Below are 14,493 nucleotides of genomic sequence, written 5' to 3' on the forward strand. Positions count from 1 at the left end.
TGTGGCATATCGGGTAAATGGGAAGTTCGGCTGACCGGGCCCGAACCCGACCGTACCCAGGTCCACTCGGCCGTGACCGCGTTGGGCAGCAAGAGCGCCACGACCGGGGTGATTCAGGCGTCAGGCCGCTTCGGCGCTGAGGGTCTGCGCCACGGGCCGGCGGGCCGCCAGGCGGGCGGGCAGGGCGGTGAGTGCCGCCGTCGCCACGAGGATCGCGAGCATGGCGCCGAGCAGCCAGGAAGAGGGTGGTTCGGCGGCATTCCTGGCGGCGAAGAGCGAGAGCAGGCCGCCGCTCAGAGGGACGCCGATGACGGCACCGGGCAGGCTGGGCAGGAGCTGGGCGACGGACAGCCCTGCGGCGATCTGCCCGGGGGTGGCGCCGAGCGTACGCGCGATGGCCATGTTCGCCCGGGCCTCCATGGCCATGGTCCAGGTGAGCGTGATGGTGTTCACGACGGCGAGTGCGATCAGCAGGATGGTGACGGCGAGCATCAGGCGGCGGTCGTGCTCGCCGCGCAGGTTGGGCAGGGCGGAGGAGCCGTCCAGGCCGTAGCCCCTCTCGGGCTGGACATGAAGGGTCAGCAGGGCGACGATCGCGATCGCCGTGGTGGCGGTCGAGCACGCCTGCAGCACGGCGCGGCCCGGACGGCGGGCGGTCAGCCGCAGCCCGAGCAGGAGCGGCGTGGGCAGCAGCGCGGACAGCGCGGTCAGCCAGGGCCGGTGACGGGGCTGGTGAGCGGTGACGGTCAGCGCCGTGACGGTCGCCGTACGCATGGCCCGCAGCGTGGGACGCAGCGTGGACAGCACCGCCACCGCCACGGCGAGGACCGTCGCCGTGACAACGGTGGCGGTGCCGGGGCCGGCCGCGTCACCGATCCGGCTGGCAGTGGGGCTGGCGATGGCGGGCACGGCCAGGCGGGCGATCGCCAGCCCCAGCGCGTCGCCCAGCAGCGCCACGGCCAGGTACTCGGTGAGCAGGACGGCGGCGATCAGCCCGGGGGTGGCGCCGACGGCCTTGAGCAGCCCGGCCCGCCGGGTCTGCTGGATGGCGCGGCCCGCGGCCAGGGCCGCCACTCCGGTGATGGCCAGGAAGCTGAGCAGCCAGCTGCCGACGATCAGGATCGGCTGGGTGTCCCTGAGGATGACCAGGTCCTGCCGGGCCGTGAACTGCCAGGTGTGGAAGTTCACCCTGAGAGTGGGGTCGCGGTGGGCGTCTATGTAGGCCTGCGCCGCGGCGGGGTGGCGCAGCTTGAGGTCCACGGCCAGGGACACCGGGAGATCCTGGGACGCCGCCAGGGCCCGGGCGTCTGATCGGGTCATCCAGGCCAGGCCGCTGTAGTCGCTGGCACCACCCCCCGGCCCGATCTGCGCCGCCCATGGGTAGATGGAGGTGGCCGCGGTCACGGCGATCCCGACGACAGGGTACGGGCGGCCGGCGATGGTGACGCGGTCGCCGACGCCGACGCCCAGCGCCGTGGCGAAGCCGCGTTCGAGTACGGTGCCGCCGGAGCGGACCCATCGACCCGAGGTCAGCAGCGGCCGGTTGATCGCGCCGGGCTTCTCGCCGAAACCCTGCACCACCACCGGGGACGAGATGGAATCGCGCGTGGTGAGGTCGGCGTAGACGATGCGATAGGGGCCATGGTGGGCGACGACCTCGGGCTCGCTCGCCAGCGCGGCCATGGCCGAGGTCACGGCGGAGCCCGATGCGCCGGTGAGCGCCACCATGTCCGGGCCGGCGGTGGCCGCCCGGGTCTGCTCGTACATGGCGTCGCTCACGCCGCGCACCGACAGGCCCAGGGCCATCGTGGCGGTGGCCACGGTCACCGCGAGCAGGAGCATCGCGGCCTGTGCCCGGTGCCGGCGCACGTCGGCCAGCACCAGGCGTACGACGAGCACGACGGAGCCCATCACGTTCAGCCCTCCAGCCCGATCAGCCCGCCGAGCCCGCGCGGGTGCAGGCCGGCCATCCGGGTGTCGTCGACGAACATCCCGTCGCGCATCGAGATCAGCCGGTCCGCGGTGGCCGCGACCCGTTCGTCGTGCGTGACGATCACGAGGGTCTGCCCGGCGGCCCGCAGGTCCTCGAAGATCCTCAGCACGTCGAGCGTCGCCGCGGTGTCGAGGTTGCCGGTCGGCTCGTCGGCCAGCACCACCAGCGGGTCGTTGACCAGCGCGCGGGCGATGGCGATCCGCTGACGCTGCCCGCCGGACAGCTGCGAGGGGAGATGCCGGGCGCGGCCGGTGAGCCTGACCCGTTCCAGCAGGAGGCTCGCGCGCCGCCGGGCCTCGCGCCGTGAGCGCCCGGCCAGCAGCGCGGGAAGCTCCACGTTCTCGGCCGCCGACAGCTCCTCCATCAGATGGAAAGCCTGGAAGACGAAGCCCAGCGACCGGCGCCGCAGCCGCGCCAGGGCCCGCTCGCTGAGGAGGTCGGTACGTCGGCCGGCCAGCCACACCTCCCCGGCGGTGGGCCGCTCCAGGCCACCCAGCAGGTGCAGCAGGGTCGATTTCCCGCAGCCGCTGGGCCCCATGACCGCCAGCGTCTCGCCCTCGGGCACCTCCAGGTCGACCTCGTCGACCGCGCGGACGCGGCTCTGCCCCTGACCATGCTCCTTCACCAGCCCGCGGACCCGGACCACAGCACTCTCCACGTTCACCATGCATCCTCAGCTTTGTCTCCGGCCCTGGACCAGGCCCGCTCGCAGGCTTCCAGCCAGCGCAGATCCGCGCTCAGCCGCAGCACGACCCCCTCCAGCAGCAGGACGGCGGCCGATCCCGCCGGCTCGGCCAGCACCGCGTTCTGCGCCTCACGCAGGCGGCGCAGCAGCTCACGGCGCTGGGCCGCCACGAGCTCGACCGGGTCGGCCAGCCGGGTCGCGCCCGCTGCGACGAGCTTGAGATGGAGCTCCGCGAGGTCGGGTTTCGGCCAGCCCACTTCGGAGAGCCAGGCGGTCACCCGTTGCTGCCCGGCCGCCGTCAGCGCGTAGACCTTGCGCTCCGGCCGCTCGGGCAGGCCGTCGGCCTGCTCGCAGACCACGAGCCCCGCCTTCTCCAGCCGGGCCAGGGTCACGTAGATCTGGCCGGGGTTCATCGACTCGCCCAGCGGGCCGAGACTCTGCCGGAGCAGGGCACGCAGGTGGTAGCCGTGCGACGGTTCTTTGGCGAGCAGCGCCAGCACTGCGTCCTGCATTCCACCCCCTAACGGTTAGCCAATAGATAGCGGTTAGCCGGAGAGAGTGTCAAACGATCGTGCCGGGGCGGTGCCGAGCGTGGGACGCCGGCCGGAGCCCGGGCCGGCGTCGCGGTCCACCCGAGCCGGCGCGGCCGGCGCTGCTCACAGGGCGTCGGAGAACACCCGTTCACGTGCCTGTTCGACCCCGATCCGCAGAGCCCCGCGCACCACGGGCCGGTCCGTGATCGTGCTCGCCACCACCCGGGGCCGGGCCAGGCACATGCGGCCGACAGCCCGCTGAACGCGACCGGCCAGCTCGTCGCCTCCGGCGGAACCGACGTGACTGCCCAGCACGACCAGCTCGGGGTCGAGCACGGCGCAGATGGAAGCGACTCCCAGAGCGATCCGCCGGGCCAGCTCGTCAAGGAAGGCCGCCCCCGCCGCACCTCCAGCGGCGGCGTCGGCGGCCGCGGCCGCCACGCTCCGGGCGGCACTGCCGGCGGCGATCCCATGCTTCTCGGCGAGCTCTCGCACTGCCCGCCAGCCCACCAGGGCCTGGAAGGCGGCGCCCACCTCGTGGCGGTCGCGATCGAAGCCGCCGTCGCTCACGGGCGCGCCGGGCACGGGCATCCAGCCGAGCTCGCCGGCCGCGCCCACCGTCCCCCGCAGCAACTGATCGCCGACCATGACGGCCGAGCCGGGCCCGCGCCCGATCCAGACCAGTACGAAGTTGCGTACGTCGCTCGCGGCTCCCAGCGCGCGCTCGGCCATCGCGGCGAGGTTGACGTCGTTGTCGATCGTGACGGGCAGCCGCAGCCTCTGGCGGAGACCATCGATCACGTCCCCGCACCAGGCGGGCATGTCATAGCAGAAGTGAATATGGCTGGTCACCGGGTCGATGACGCCAGGGAGGCCGATTACGCACACCTGCACCTGCGCCACGTCGATCCGGGCGGCCTGGGCGAGCTCCGTCACGATCGCGTGCACCGCTTCGGCCGGATCCGCGGTGACGTCGGTGGGGACGGTCGTCTCCGCCAGCACCCGTCCCGTGATGTCGGCGAGCACGGCGGTCGTCGTGTCCAGGTAGACCTCGACCGCGATCACGTAGCCGGACGCCGGGTTGAGCCCGTAAAGAGCGGCTGAGGGGCCGCGGCCTCCGTCCTGCTCGCCGACCTTGACGACCAGGCCGCGCTCCTCCAGCCGGGACACGACGTGGTTGGCCGTCACCTTCGACAGTCCGGTCAGCTCGCTCACCTGCCCCCGCGTCAGCGCTCCCGACGAAGCCAGCAGCTCCACCGCGGCGCGGTCGTTCAGCTCGCGTAACAGACGCGGACGCCCAGGATTTCCGTTCATGTGATCAATCCTGACCGGCCGCGCGTCCCCGGTGAAGCAGAATTCCGCGCCGGAAGTTTCGCCGCCGTGCCGATGGCCGATAACCCGTCGCCAGGGTTGGCGCCGGGCACCTATATTGCCGCCCATGGCGGATGGTCATTGCGATTGCGGTGCGGCTGCCGGCCCCCTGGGCGGGTGCGCGGACTATTACCACGCGATTCTGGCCGAGGAGCAGGCCGATCCGGAGATGTACAAGTGGCACACTCCCGTGGTCTGCGCATATCTTCTGCAGCATTCTTCCGGAGTCGGCGAGAAGCAGCTCGACAGCCAGTTCCGCCTGCTGCAGCTTTACCTTGACGCGGGTCTCGACGCGCTGCTTCGCGTGGCGGCTCACCAGGTGGCGCGCAACAATCACCGGGCACGGTCGGGTTATGACATGAGGCCGTTGACGGCGTTCGCGCCGCTCCCGCCCGGTGCGGCTCCGCGCCATTTCCGCGCCACGTTCTGCGGTCTGCCGCTCAGGGACGGCAGCTTCGTGTTCGACGGGCACGCGGCGTACGGGAGCAGGATCGAAACCATCGCCGGCGCGACGGTGGAGTCCTGGAAATCCGCTCGCTGAAGTTGGCGGCGGTGGGCTGACCGTCACCTGACGAAAGTCGGGGTCAGGGCCGGTCGATAGTGCAGTGTGCCGCACCCCGGGCGACTTCTACCGTTCGTTCCCAGCGAACGGAGAGGAACCCGATGAAGATGCGGAAGATCGCGGCGGTGGCCGGCCTGGCCGGGGTACTGCTGGCGACGGGGGTGACGGCGGCGCCCGCTTCGGCGCTGGCATCGGGAGCCGGAGACCTGAGCGCGCGTGCGATCGACGATTACGTGCGTGACTATGCCGAGCGGACCCGGCTGCCCGGGGCCTTGGTCGCCGTCACGAAGGGCGACCAGGTCGTACATGCCGCGGGTTATGGTCATCTAGCGGGTGGGGAGGCGATCACGAAGGCCACCCCGATGCCGCTCGCCTCGATCTCCAAGTCGTTCACGGCCCTGGCGGTCCTGAGCCTCGCCGACCAGCACAAGATCAGTCTGGATGCTCCTGTCCGGACCTATCTCCCCGAGTTCACCATGGCCGATCCACGGGCTGCGAAGATCACCGTGCGCCAGCTGCTCCAGCAGACCTCGGGGATGAGCGACCGGAGCTTCCCGGAGCTGACGCTCCCCGCGCCGGACACCCTCAAGGACGCCGTCGCGATGCTCCGAACCGCTCCGCTCGACACCGAGCCCGGCACCCGGATGGCCTACCACAACCCCAACTACGCCGTCGCCGCGCGACTGGTCGAGGTGGTGGCCGGGGTGCCGTTCGCCGGCTACCTGGCCTCCGCCGTGTTCCGTCCGCTCGGCATGACCTCCACCACGACCGTCGACACGACCGGGGAGCTCCCCGGCGGGGGAGCGGGCTACATCCGGGCCTACGGCCGGCTCATCGAGCGCGCCCATCCGAAGTGGTTCATCAACGGCTCCTTCGGCGTCGTCAGCACCGCCGACGACCTGGCCAAGTGGCTCATCGCGCAGAACGGCGGGGGCCGAATCTTCCCCGAGAGGACTCTGAAGATCGCCCAGACCGCGTCCGGCGTGGCCGGCAGCACCTACGGCATGGGGTGGGTGGCCGGTGCCACCGCAGGCGGAGCGCCCCGGCTCCAGCACACCGGCTGGCTGCTCACGCACAACTCCGCCCAGACGCTGCTTCCCGCGAGCCGGTACGGCATCGCCGTCGTCACCAACACGGGGATGATCTCCGGTGACGACGCGCTCATCATCACCGACGGCCTGATCGATCTCATCGAGGGGAGATCCGGCGCCGGAGCAGCGCCGTTCACCATGACCGCGGACCTCTGGCTGGCCGGCCTGACCGTGCTCACCCTCGGGCTCGGCCTCCTGGGCGTCCGCCGTGCCCCTCGCTGGGCCCGTCGCTGGGCCCGCCGCAGCTCGGGCCGGGCTCTCTGGCGCCCGCTCGCGCGGTTGGTTCCGTACGTGCTGCCGATCGTGCTCTTCTTCGGGCTCGCGGACCTGATGGGCCTGCTGATGCGCAGGTCGGGGACGCTGGAGCAGATCACGTACGTGTGGCTCGCGCTGTACGTCTGGGCCGCCACGGCCGCGCTGGCGGCTGCCGGAGTCATCGTCGCCCGCCTCGTCCATCTCGTTCGCGCACGTGGACGTGTGCTCGACCCCGGGACGCAAGCGTCTCGCGGCAGGGATCGCGTCGAGGGTCACGCCTAGGAGGGGCGGACGAGGCATGTCTCCCATGCGTGGACCGCGGCCGGCGTTCCGGCTCGGCGGCCACCGCCTGATCGGCGACATGTCCGTATATCGAAGTACTTCGAATCGTCGGTGAGCCTTTATCATCGGATTCATGGCCGAGACCGTGACCTCCCCGGACCCAGACCTGGTCGACGCGTTGCGGGCGCTGGCGAACCCGACGCGGCTGCAACTGCTGTCCTGGTTGCGGGAGCCCGAGCGGCACTTCGTGCTGGACGGGGCCATCGCCGACCCGGTCGAGGTGGGGGTGTGCGTGAGCCACATCCAGGCCAAGGTGGGGCTCGCGCAGTCGACGGTGTCGGCGTACATGGCCGAGCTGCAGCGCGCGGGGCTGGTGCGGGCGACGCGGGTGGGCAAGTGGACCCACTACAAGCGCGACGAGCAGCGCATCGCCGACCTGGTCGCCCGGCTCGGGCAGACGCTCTAGGACCACCTTCTGTTTTGGGGACGTACCCGCTCGGGTCTTCTCATATCGATAATCTGCGATATGTTGATGTGACTGACAGAGGCATTTTCACGGAGGAGATGTGCCATGGGCGGCATCACCGGCATGGACCTCGGCGCGTTCGGGGTCTACACCTTCGACTTCGAGCACCAGCCGGCCGCGCGGCTGAAGGAGTCGGTCCAGGAGTTGGAAGAGCAGGGGTGGCGGTCGATCTGGATCCCCGAGTTGCTCGGGCGTGAGGCGTTCACGCACGCCGGCTTCCTGCTTTCCGCCACCGAGCGGCTGCACGTCGTCAACGGCATCGCGCAGATCTGGTCGCGCGGCGCCCGGTGGACGCATGGCGCCGCCCTCCTGCTGGCCGACGCCTATCCGGGCCGGCACGTGCTCGGGCTGGGGTTCGGCGGGGAGCCGCGGCCGGGCGTCAAGCCGCTGGCGGGCATGACCGCCTACCTCGACGAGATGGACGCGGTGGAGACGGTCAACCCCGCGCCGACCGTGCCGATCCGCCGCATCCTGGCCGCGTACGGGCCCAAGATGCTCGAACTGGCGCGTGACCGGGCAGCCGGCGCCCAGACCTATCACGTGAACGTGGCGCACACCGCGCAGGCGCGGGAGATCCTCGGGCCGGAGGCGTTCCTGGGCGTCGAGCACCCGGTGCTGTTCGAGGCCGACCCCGCCACGGCTCGGGCGATCGCGCGCGAGCATCTGCGGCCGTACCTGAGCACCCCGTACAACATCGCGAAGTTCCGCCGGCTGGGCTACTCCGAGGAGGAGATCGCGAACGGCGGGAGCGACCGGCTGGTGGACGACTTCGTGTTCTGGGGCGATCTGGGGACCGTCGTCCGCAAGCTGCACACCCACCTCGAAGCCGGTGCCGACCACGTCGCCGTGCAGGTGATCGGGGTCGAGCCGGGCCGATCCGCGATGCCGCACTGGCGCCGGCTCGGCGACGCGCTCCTGCCCCAGCGCACCGGCGCCTGACCTGCACGCGCCGCCGGAGCCGGGGTGTCACACCAGCGGGCCCTATTTCGTCTTTGTCATGAATGCAGCTGGACATGGCACAGCGAGGTGAATCATGGCGGTCTCCCCATACACCGACCCCGACTCCTGGCGGATCGCGCTGGACGCCACCGAGGCGACGCTTTCGGTCCATACCCGGAAAGGTCCGCGCACCCTGTACGTGGTGCCGCGCATCGACGGTGCCTTCTACCTGCGCCCGGACGGACCGCTGGCGGGATTCTCACTGCAACTGCCGCTGCCGTCGTCGCGCGGGGGTGACGCGCCGGTGTTGTGGTGGGAGTCGGCGGACCTCGACCTCGACGGGGCCGCGTGGCTGCGGCTCGGCCGGCAGGAGGCCCGCAGCCAGGTGTCCGTCCTGCGGGCCGAGATCCCCGGTGAGCGGCCCTACCTGAAGATCGTCATGGAGACGGTGTTCCCCTCCTGGAGCTTGCGGCTGCCCGCCCTGGCCTGGCACCCGCCGCGAGCGGTGACGCTCAGGCTGTTCAGCGAGATCCGTTCGGCCGAGGGATGAGTCCGCGCAGGAGATGAGGTCCTTCCTGCGTGCGCGGACGAAGAGAGGAGCGCCGGCTCGCGCGCTGACCTCGATCGGTCAACGGGGCTGTTGTGTCAGCGCGTCCAGTGCGGCTCGGCCCTCTTCTGCGCGGTGCGGGAGCAGCAGGAGGGTGTGGGCTCGTTCCAGGCGGGCGTCGATGGCCTCCCACCGCGCGACCGAGGTCGCCAGCGCGTCCGGGTCGGCGTGCAGTCTGCCGGCGGCGCGGGCGAGGCAGGCGGCGGCCCAGTGGTTCTCGCCGGCGGTCAGGCTCGCGGCCGCCAGCCGGGCCGGGGCGTCGGGGAGCCCGGCCACCACGGCCAGTTCGGCGCCCGCCGCCTGCGCGTACGCCTCGTAGCGTCCCATCGGGAACGTGCCGAACGCCCGCTCGACCAGCTCGGCGGCCTCGCTCAGGTCGCCGGAGTGCACGGCGGCCCTGGCGTCCACGAACGCGCCGAAGGAGGACAGCCGCGCGTGCCCGGCCCGCGCGTGGTCCACCACCACGCCGGCCCGGTGCCGCCAGAGCCGGAAGTGGGGCCGGTCGTCGAGCAGGCCGTAGGCGAGCGCGACGGCCGACACCGAAGGCAGCAGCCACCCCGCCGCGGGGCGGCCGGCCCGTTCCCAGCCCTCCCACATCCGTCCGCCGTAGCGCAGGGCCGCGCCGAGGTCGCCGGTGAGGACGAGGGCCGGGATCAGCCGGCTGGCGGAGATGTACGGATGGTCGCCGACCAGGTCGTCGTTCACCATGAGCCGCCCGGCGGCGAGCGCCGCGGGCAGGTCGCCGGCGACGATCGCGTCGGTGCAGGCCACGTGGAGGGTGTCGACGATCTCGATGGCCGAACGGGGGTCGTCGCGATCCATGCCGGCCAGCAGCGCCAGCCGTTCCGTGGTGTGGCGCTGCGCCTCCCCGTGTCGGCCGGCCCGTACGGCGACGGTCGTCACCGCGTCGAGGCCCGCGCTGATGAGCACGGCGTCGCCGGTCGCCCGCGCGGCGGCCAGCGCCGTGGCGGCCAGAGCGGGGTCCGGATCGAACGCGCCCGGCCGCTCGCTCCAGGCCGCCGCCGTGGCGAGGGCCGCCGCCACGACCGGGTCAGCGGGGTCGCCGGCCTCGGCGGCCTCTGCGAGATGCCGGCGGAGCCGCTCGGCGGGAATGCTCTCCGGGAACGAGGCCAGGAACCGGCCGGCCGTCTCCACCGCCCGAGCCAGGGCGACCGCGCGGGCGTTCTCGTCGCCCGCCTCATGGGACCGCGCTGCGGATGCGAGCAGCAGGTCGAACGCGTGCTGCCCCGAGATGGTGTCCAGAGAGCAGTCGGCCGCGCTGCGCAGGTCACTGGCCGCTTCGCCGGGATCGGGTGCCCGTTCGGCCGCCTGCCGGTAGTGCTCCTGCGCCTCGGCCAGAAACCGGCGGGCGAAGGTGAGATGGCCGAGAGAACGGGCCAGCCGGTGCGCGGCGCCGCCTGCCCCAGCCGCGCCGCCTGCCCCAGCCGTGGTGCCGGGCCCGGTCGTGTCGCCTGCTCCGGCCGTGCGGTCCGCTCCGGTCGTGCGGTCTGGACTGGGCGGGGCGGTGGCCAGTGCTGCGCGCAGGTCGTCGGCGACCGCGTCGAACTCCTGCCGCCAGCTCTCGGCCACCTCCCGTCGCCCGCCCTCGACCTGCGCCGCCGCCTCGGCCCGGCCGCGTCTGGCGGCGATCAGCCGGTCCTCCACGGCAGCCGCGGCGCCGGTGGCCCACAGCAGGTGGAGCTCCCGGACCGCGCCGTCCTCGCCGGCGGAGCGTAACAACTCGCCGGCGAAGGCCCTGACGGTCTGCAGGAGCTGCCACCGGCTCGCCGTCCCGCGGCCGCGGACGACGAGGCTCTTGTCGACGAGCCGCCCCAGCACGTCGGTGATCGCACCGGGCCCGCCGCCGGCACTGAGAGCCGTCGCCGCGGCCAGGTCGAAGCCACCGCGGAACATCGACAGCCGCCGGAACAGCGCCTGCTCCTCCTCGTCGAGCAGTTCGTAGCTCCATTGGAGTACCGCGCGCAGCGACCGGTGCCGCTGGTCGGAGCCCCGGCCCCCGGTGAGCACCCGCAGGCTGTCGTCGAGCGCCACCAGCAGCCCGCCCGCCCCCAGAGAGGCGCTGCGGGCCGCGGCGAGCTCGATGGCGAGAGGCATGCCGTCGAGCCGGGCGCAGATCTCCGTCAGCAGCGCCGGGTCGGCGCCGAAGCCGGGGTCGGCCGCGGTGGCGCGGTGGCGGAAGAGCGTCTCCGCGTCGGAGGACAGCGGCAGCGGGCCGATCGGCACCGTACGCTCTCCGGGCACGCTGAGCCGCTCGCGGCTCGTCACCAGGACCCGGGTGCCCGGGCAGGCGGCCAGCAACCGCTCTGCGAAACCGGCCGCCGCGTCCAGCACGTGCTCGCAGTTGTCGAGCACGAGCAGCGCCCGGCCGCGGCGCAGCCGCTCCACGACGACATCCTCCAGCGGCTGCCTGGCGCGCTCGCTGACCCCGAGCGCCCTGGCCACGGCCTGCGTGACGAACCCGTCCCGTGCCGGAACCAGATCCACGAACGCCCCGCCCGCCGGATGGGACGAGCAGATCTCCGCCGCAAGCCTGCTCTTACCGACGCCGCCCGGGCCCAGCAGGGTGACCAGGCGGGACGCCCCGAACGCCGTCAGGACCGCCGCGCGCTCCGGCTCGCGTCCGACGAACGAGGTCAACGCCACGGGAACCCCCGCCAGTGACGCGTCCGGGGGATCGCCGTCCGGGTCGTCCTGCGCCGGCTGCCCGGCCAGTGCGGCCAGCGCCTGCCGATCGGCCACGCCGTACTTACGCAGCAGCGAGGCGACGTGGCTCTCGACCGTGCGGACGGAGATGTGCAGCCGGTGCGCGATCTGCGCGTTCGACAGCCGCGCCGCCACCGCCGCCAGCACCTCGGCCTCGCGCTCGGACACTTTTACGATCACCCGGACATCATCACCTACGTGTCCGCGAGACGGATCTCTCAGTGGTGGATCAGTAGTGATCACCGATGCCCGGCCCCGCCGCCCGTAGCAAGCTGATCACATACCGGAAAGCACGGACACGAGGGGAACGACATGAACAAGGTCATCTCGCAGGACGGCACCGCGATCGCCTACGACCGGATCGGGCAGGGCCCGGCCGTGATCCTCATCGGCGCCGGTCCCAACGACCGGTCCGCGACCGCGCCCCTGGCCGAGCTGCTGGCCCAGGACCTGACGGTCTACAACTACGACCGGCGCGGTCGTGGCGACAGCGGTGACACCGCCCCCTACGCGGCGGACCGCGAGTTCGAGGACATCGAGGCGATCATCGCCGAGGCGGGCGGGTCGGCGCACCTGTACGGCACCTCCGGCGGCGGCGTGATCGCCCTGGAAGCCGCCGCCCGCGGGCTCGCCGTCGACCGGCTGGCGGTGTGGGAGGTGCCCTACATCCTGCCCGGCACCCGTACGCCGGTGCCGGCCGACTATCGCGAGCAGCTCGTGGCGCTGCTGGCCGAGGGCCGCCGGGGCGACATGTGCGAGCTGTTCCTGACCGCCGCGGTCGGAATGCCGGCCGAGTTCGTGGCCCCGATGCGGGACTTCCCCGGCTGGGCGGCGATGGAGGCCGTGGCCCACACGCTCGTCTACGACGCCACCATCACCGGTGACTTCTCCCTGCCCGCCGACCGGCTGGCCGGCGTCACGGTGCCCACTCTCGTCATCGACGGCGGGACGATCCCGTGGATCAGCAGCACGGCGCAGGCCGTGGCCGGGCTGCTGCCGGACGTCCGGCGGGCCAGTCTCACCGGCCAGCCCCACAACGTGGCCCCTGAGGCCATCGCCCCCGTGCTGGCCGAGTTCTTCACCTCGCCGGCCACGGCATGAGCACGACCGTCTAGCGAGTCGGCACCGCGGACGCGCGCCTGTTCAGGCGCGCGTCCGCTGTCGTGCCGGCGCGGTGTCCGGGACACCGCAGCGGCCGTGGGTGGCCTGTCCGGCGTGCAGCTGGTCATCTCCGACTGCCACGCCGGCCTGGTGGTTGCCCACCGGCAGGACACTTTTCAGTGGGCTGCCTCGTACTGCTCCACGACGGTGGCGGCGATGCGGCCACGCTCGCTCACCGGCAGGCCCTGGGCCTTGGCCCAGCGCCTGATCTCCGTGGACTTCTCACGGGTGACGGTCCGGGGCGTGGCGGCGCCTGCGCGGCGGCCGCGCAGGCTCCGGTCGGCGCGGACCGCGCGAGCCTTGGTGATGAAGGGCGCCAGAGCCTTCTCCAGCTGGTCCCTGTTCGTGCCCGACAGGTCGATCTCGTAGCTCGTGCCGTCGAGGGCGAACCTCGTGGTCCCCCCGGCTTCACTGCCGTCGATGTCATCGACAAAGGACTCAACAATACGCTTCGCCATAAGGGTGCTCCAATTAAACTACGGTTGCAGGTACTGTAGCCGCCTTCAGCAGATGCCGCACCTCTATCTCATGCCGCACCCACACAAAGGACTTCGCGGCGCAGCCCACGGCTGACCAGGCGCATCCTACCGCTACGGGCGTTAACCGCCATCTTGAATTCTCATTTAAATAGGCGGTACCGCATCAGGGTGCCGGTTCGATCGCCGGCCGACCTGACTCGCGCCGGGCCTCTTCAACAATGGTTTTCGCCCGGCCATGAGCTCACTTTGAGCTGGGAGCGGATGAGGAGGGAAGTGTGGCCGTCGGTGCAGGGGCGGGCCGCGGATGCCGGGCCTATGTTGCCGGGAAAGGACTCGTCGGCAAAGGAGTCGTACCGTGCGCATCACTGCGGCCCTGACCGAGACCCGAGGCGCGCCCTTCGTCCTGACCCCGCTCGAACTGGACGATCCCCGTCCGGGCGAGGTCCTCGTACGGATGGTGAGCTCCGGCGTCTGCCACACCGATCTGATCATTCGCGACCAGTGGTATCCGGTGCCGCTGCCCGCGGTGCTCGGCCACGAGGGGGCGGGGGTGGTGGAGGCCGTCGGCGACGGGGTCGGCTATGTGCGGCCCGGCGATCACGTCGTGCTGACGTGCGCAACGTCGTCAAGGTGGACGAGGACGCGCGCCTGGAGCTGCTCGGCCCGCTCGGCTGCGGCGTCCAGACCGGCGCGGGCGCGGTGCTGAACTCGCTCGACCCCCCGGCGGGCAGCAGCATCGCGATCTTCGGCACGGGCTCGGTCGGCATGAGCGCGGTGATGGCGGCCGTCATCGCGGGCTGCTCCACGATCGTCGCCATCGACCTGAACGCGCGGCGCCTGGAGCTGGCCAGGGAGCTGGGCGCCACCCACGTGATCGACGCCGCCGCGGACGACCCGCTGGAGCGGCTGGGCGACCTCACCGGCGGCCTCGGCCTCGGCTACACCATCGACACCACCGCGGTCCCCGGCGTGCTGCGGCAGGCCGTCGACGCGCTGGCCAACGGCGGCACCTGCGGCCTGGTCGGCGCCGCCGCCCTCGGCACCGAGGTCTCGCTCGACATGTCCTCGCTGCTGTTCGGCCGGAGCGTACGCGGGATCGTCGAGGGTGACAGCGTGCCGCGGCGCTTCATCCCCCTGCTGGTCGAGCTGCACCGGCGGGGCCGCTTCCCGTTCGACCGGCTGATCAGGACGTACGCGTTCGAGGACATCAACCAGGCGGTGGAGGACTCCGAGAAGGGCAACACGCTCAAGCCCGTGCTCACCTTCGGGTGAAGACGCGGCAGGG

Annotated in this window: 14 protein-coding genes; 8 read left to right on the plus strand and 6 right to left on the minus strand. The window is 72.1% G+C overall.

What is annotated here, in order from left to right:
- Positions 1-120 precede the first annotated feature (120 nt).
- The 4 genes from ETD85_RS01125 to ETD85_RS01140 form a co-directional block, all read right to left on the minus strand.
- A complete protein-coding gene (locus ETD85_RS01125; RefSeq protein WP_138687717.1) occupies positions 121-1,911 on the minus strand; it encodes an ABC transporter permease in 1,791 nt (596 codons plus the stop codon).
- A 5-nt stretch (positions 1,912-1,916) separates the two neighbouring features.
- On the minus strand, positions 1,917-2,657 hold the full coding sequence (locus ETD85_RS01130; protein ID WP_206058015.1) for an ABC transporter ATP-binding protein: 741 nt from the start codon (positions 2,655-2,657) through the stop codon (positions 1,917-1,919).
- Positions 2,654-3,190 (minus strand): PadR family transcriptional regulator, encoded by a 537-nt coding sequence (locus tag ETD85_RS01135; RefSeq protein WP_138687671.1) that lies wholly within the window; start codon positions 3,188-3,190, stop codon positions 2,654-2,656. Before ETD85_RS01135 ends, ETD85_RS01130 begins: the two co-directional genes overlap by 4 nt.
- A gap of 144 nt (positions 3,191-3,334) precedes the next feature.
- Complete coding sequence (locus tag ETD85_RS01140) at positions 3,335-4,525, minus strand: ROK family transcriptional regulator (RefSeq protein WP_138687672.1); 1,191 nt, start codon at positions 4,523-4,525, stop codon at positions 3,335-3,337.
- Positions 4,526-4,649: 124 nt separating this feature from the next.
- Here ETD85_RS01140 and ETD85_RS01145 point away from each other — a divergent pair, with 124 nt between their 5' ends.
- The 5 genes from ETD85_RS01145 to ETD85_RS01165 all read left to right on the plus strand — a co-directional run bounded on the left by ETD85_RS01145 (position 4,650) and on the right by ETD85_RS01165 (position 8,787).
- On the plus strand, positions 4,650-5,123 hold the full coding sequence (locus ETD85_RS01145; protein WP_138687673.1) for a DUF5946 family protein: 474 nt from the start codon (positions 4,650-4,652) through the stop codon (positions 5,121-5,123).
- A gap of 122 nt (positions 5,124-5,245) precedes the next feature.
- Positions 5,246-6,772 carry a serine hydrolase domain-containing protein gene (locus ETD85_RS01150; RefSeq protein ID WP_138687674.1) on the plus strand — a complete coding sequence of 509 codons (1,527 nt, stop codon included), beginning with the start codon at positions 5,246-5,248 and terminating at the stop codon, positions 6,770-6,772.
- 133 nt (positions 6,773-6,905) lie between these two features.
- Complete coding sequence (locus tag ETD85_RS01155; RefSeq protein WP_138687675.1) at positions 6,906-7,238, plus strand: ArsR/SmtB family transcription factor; 333 nt, start codon at positions 6,906-6,908, stop codon at positions 7,236-7,238.
- Between the two features lie 105 nt (positions 7,239-7,343).
- Positions 7,344-8,237, plus strand: a complete 894-nt coding sequence (locus ETD85_RS01160) for a TIGR03620 family F420-dependent LLM class oxidoreductase (RefSeq protein WP_206058008.1) — start codon at positions 7,344-7,346, stop codon at positions 8,235-8,237.
- A 94-nt stretch (positions 8,238-8,331) separates the two neighbouring features.
- Positions 8,332-8,787, plus strand: coding sequence for a hypothetical protein (locus ETD85_RS01165; RefSeq protein WP_138687676.1), 456 nt, complete (start codon positions 8,332-8,334; stop codon positions 8,785-8,787).
- 78 nt (positions 8,788-8,865) lie between these two features.
- Here ETD85_RS01165 and ETD85_RS66650 read toward each other — a convergent pair whose 3' ends face one another.
- Complete coding sequence (locus tag ETD85_RS66650; RefSeq protein WP_170246450.1) at positions 8,866-11,748, minus strand: ATP-binding protein; 2,883 nt, start codon at positions 11,746-11,748, stop codon at positions 8,866-8,868.
- Positions 11,749-11,880: 132 nt separating this feature from the next.
- On the opposite strand from ETD85_RS66650, the gene ETD85_RS01175 reads away from it, so the two are divergent.
- Positions 11,881-12,669 carry an alpha/beta fold hydrolase gene (locus tag ETD85_RS01175; protein WP_138687678.1) on the plus strand — a complete coding sequence of 263 codons (789 nt, stop codon included), beginning with the start codon at positions 11,881-11,883 and terminating at the stop codon, positions 12,667-12,669.
- A 176-nt stretch (positions 12,670-12,845) separates the two neighbouring features.
- Here the strand turns inward: ETD85_RS01175 and ETD85_RS01180 are convergent, their stop codons facing one another.
- A complete protein-coding gene (locus ETD85_RS01180; RefSeq protein WP_138687679.1) occupies positions 12,846-13,187 on the minus strand; it encodes a histone-like nucleoid-structuring protein Lsr2 in 342 nt (113 codons plus the stop codon).
- Between the two features lie 376 nt (positions 13,188-13,563).
- Between ETD85_RS01180 and ETD85_RS66655 the strand changes: the two genes are divergently transcribed.
- Positions 13,564-13,914: an alcohol dehydrogenase catalytic domain-containing protein gene (locus ETD85_RS66655; RefSeq protein ID WP_276617149.1), complete on the plus strand. Its 351-nt coding sequence runs from the start codon at positions 13,564-13,566 to the stop codon at positions 13,912-13,914.
- Positions 13,821-14,480 carry a zinc-binding dehydrogenase gene (locus ETD85_RS01185; protein WP_276617150.1) on the plus strand — a complete coding sequence of 220 codons (660 nt, stop codon included), beginning with the start codon at positions 13,821-13,823 and terminating at the stop codon, positions 14,478-14,480. The genes ETD85_RS66655 and ETD85_RS01185 overlap by 94 nt, the downstream gene beginning before the upstream one ends.
- Positions 14,481-14,493 lie beyond the last annotated feature (13 nt).

It is taken from the genome of Nonomuraea zeae, assembly GCF_005889725.1.
GTDB lineage: Bacteria > Actinomycetota > Actinomycetes > Streptosporangiales > Streptosporangiaceae > Nonomuraea > Nonomuraea zeae.

Excerpts from the sequence above, each read along its gene's own strand:
- ETD85_RS01140 (WP_138687672.1), bottom strand. The coding sequence starts at position 4,525 with ATGAACGGAAATCCTGGGCGTCCGCGTCTGTTACGCGAGCTGAACGAC.
- ETD85_RS01160 (WP_206058008.1), top strand. The coding sequence starts at position 7,344 with ATGGGCGGCATCACCGGCATGGACCTCGGCGCGTTCGGGGTCTACACC.
- ETD85_RS01165 (WP_138687676.1), top strand. The coding sequence starts at position 8,332 with ATGGCGGTCTCCCCATACACCGACCCCGACTCCTGGCGGATCGCGCTG.
- ETD85_RS01175 (WP_138687678.1), top strand. The coding sequence starts at position 11,881 with ATGAACAAGGTCATCTCGCAGGACGGCACCGCGATCGCCTACGACCGG.
- ETD85_RS01180 (WP_138687679.1), bottom strand. The coding sequence starts at position 13,187 with ATGGCGAAGCGTATTGTTGAGTCCTTTGTCGATGACATCGACGGCAGT.
- ETD85_RS01125 (WP_138687717.1), bottom strand. The coding sequence starts at position 1,911 with ATGGGCTCCGTCGTGCTCGTCGTACGCCTGGTGCTGGCCGACGTGCGC.
- ETD85_RS01145 (WP_138687673.1), top strand. The coding sequence starts at position 4,650 with ATGGCGGATGGTCATTGCGATTGCGGTGCGGCTGCCGGCCCCCTGGGC.
- ETD85_RS01150 (WP_138687674.1), top strand. The coding sequence starts at position 5,246 with ATGAAGATGCGGAAGATCGCGGCGGTGGCCGGCCTGGCCGGGGTACTG.
- ETD85_RS01135 (WP_138687671.1), bottom strand. The coding sequence starts at position 3,190 with ATGCAGGACGCAGTGCTGGCGCTGCTCGCCAAAGAACCGTCGCACGGC.
- ETD85_RS01155 (WP_138687675.1), top strand. The coding sequence starts at position 6,906 with ATGGCCGAGACCGTGACCTCCCCGGACCCAGACCTGGTCGACGCGTTG.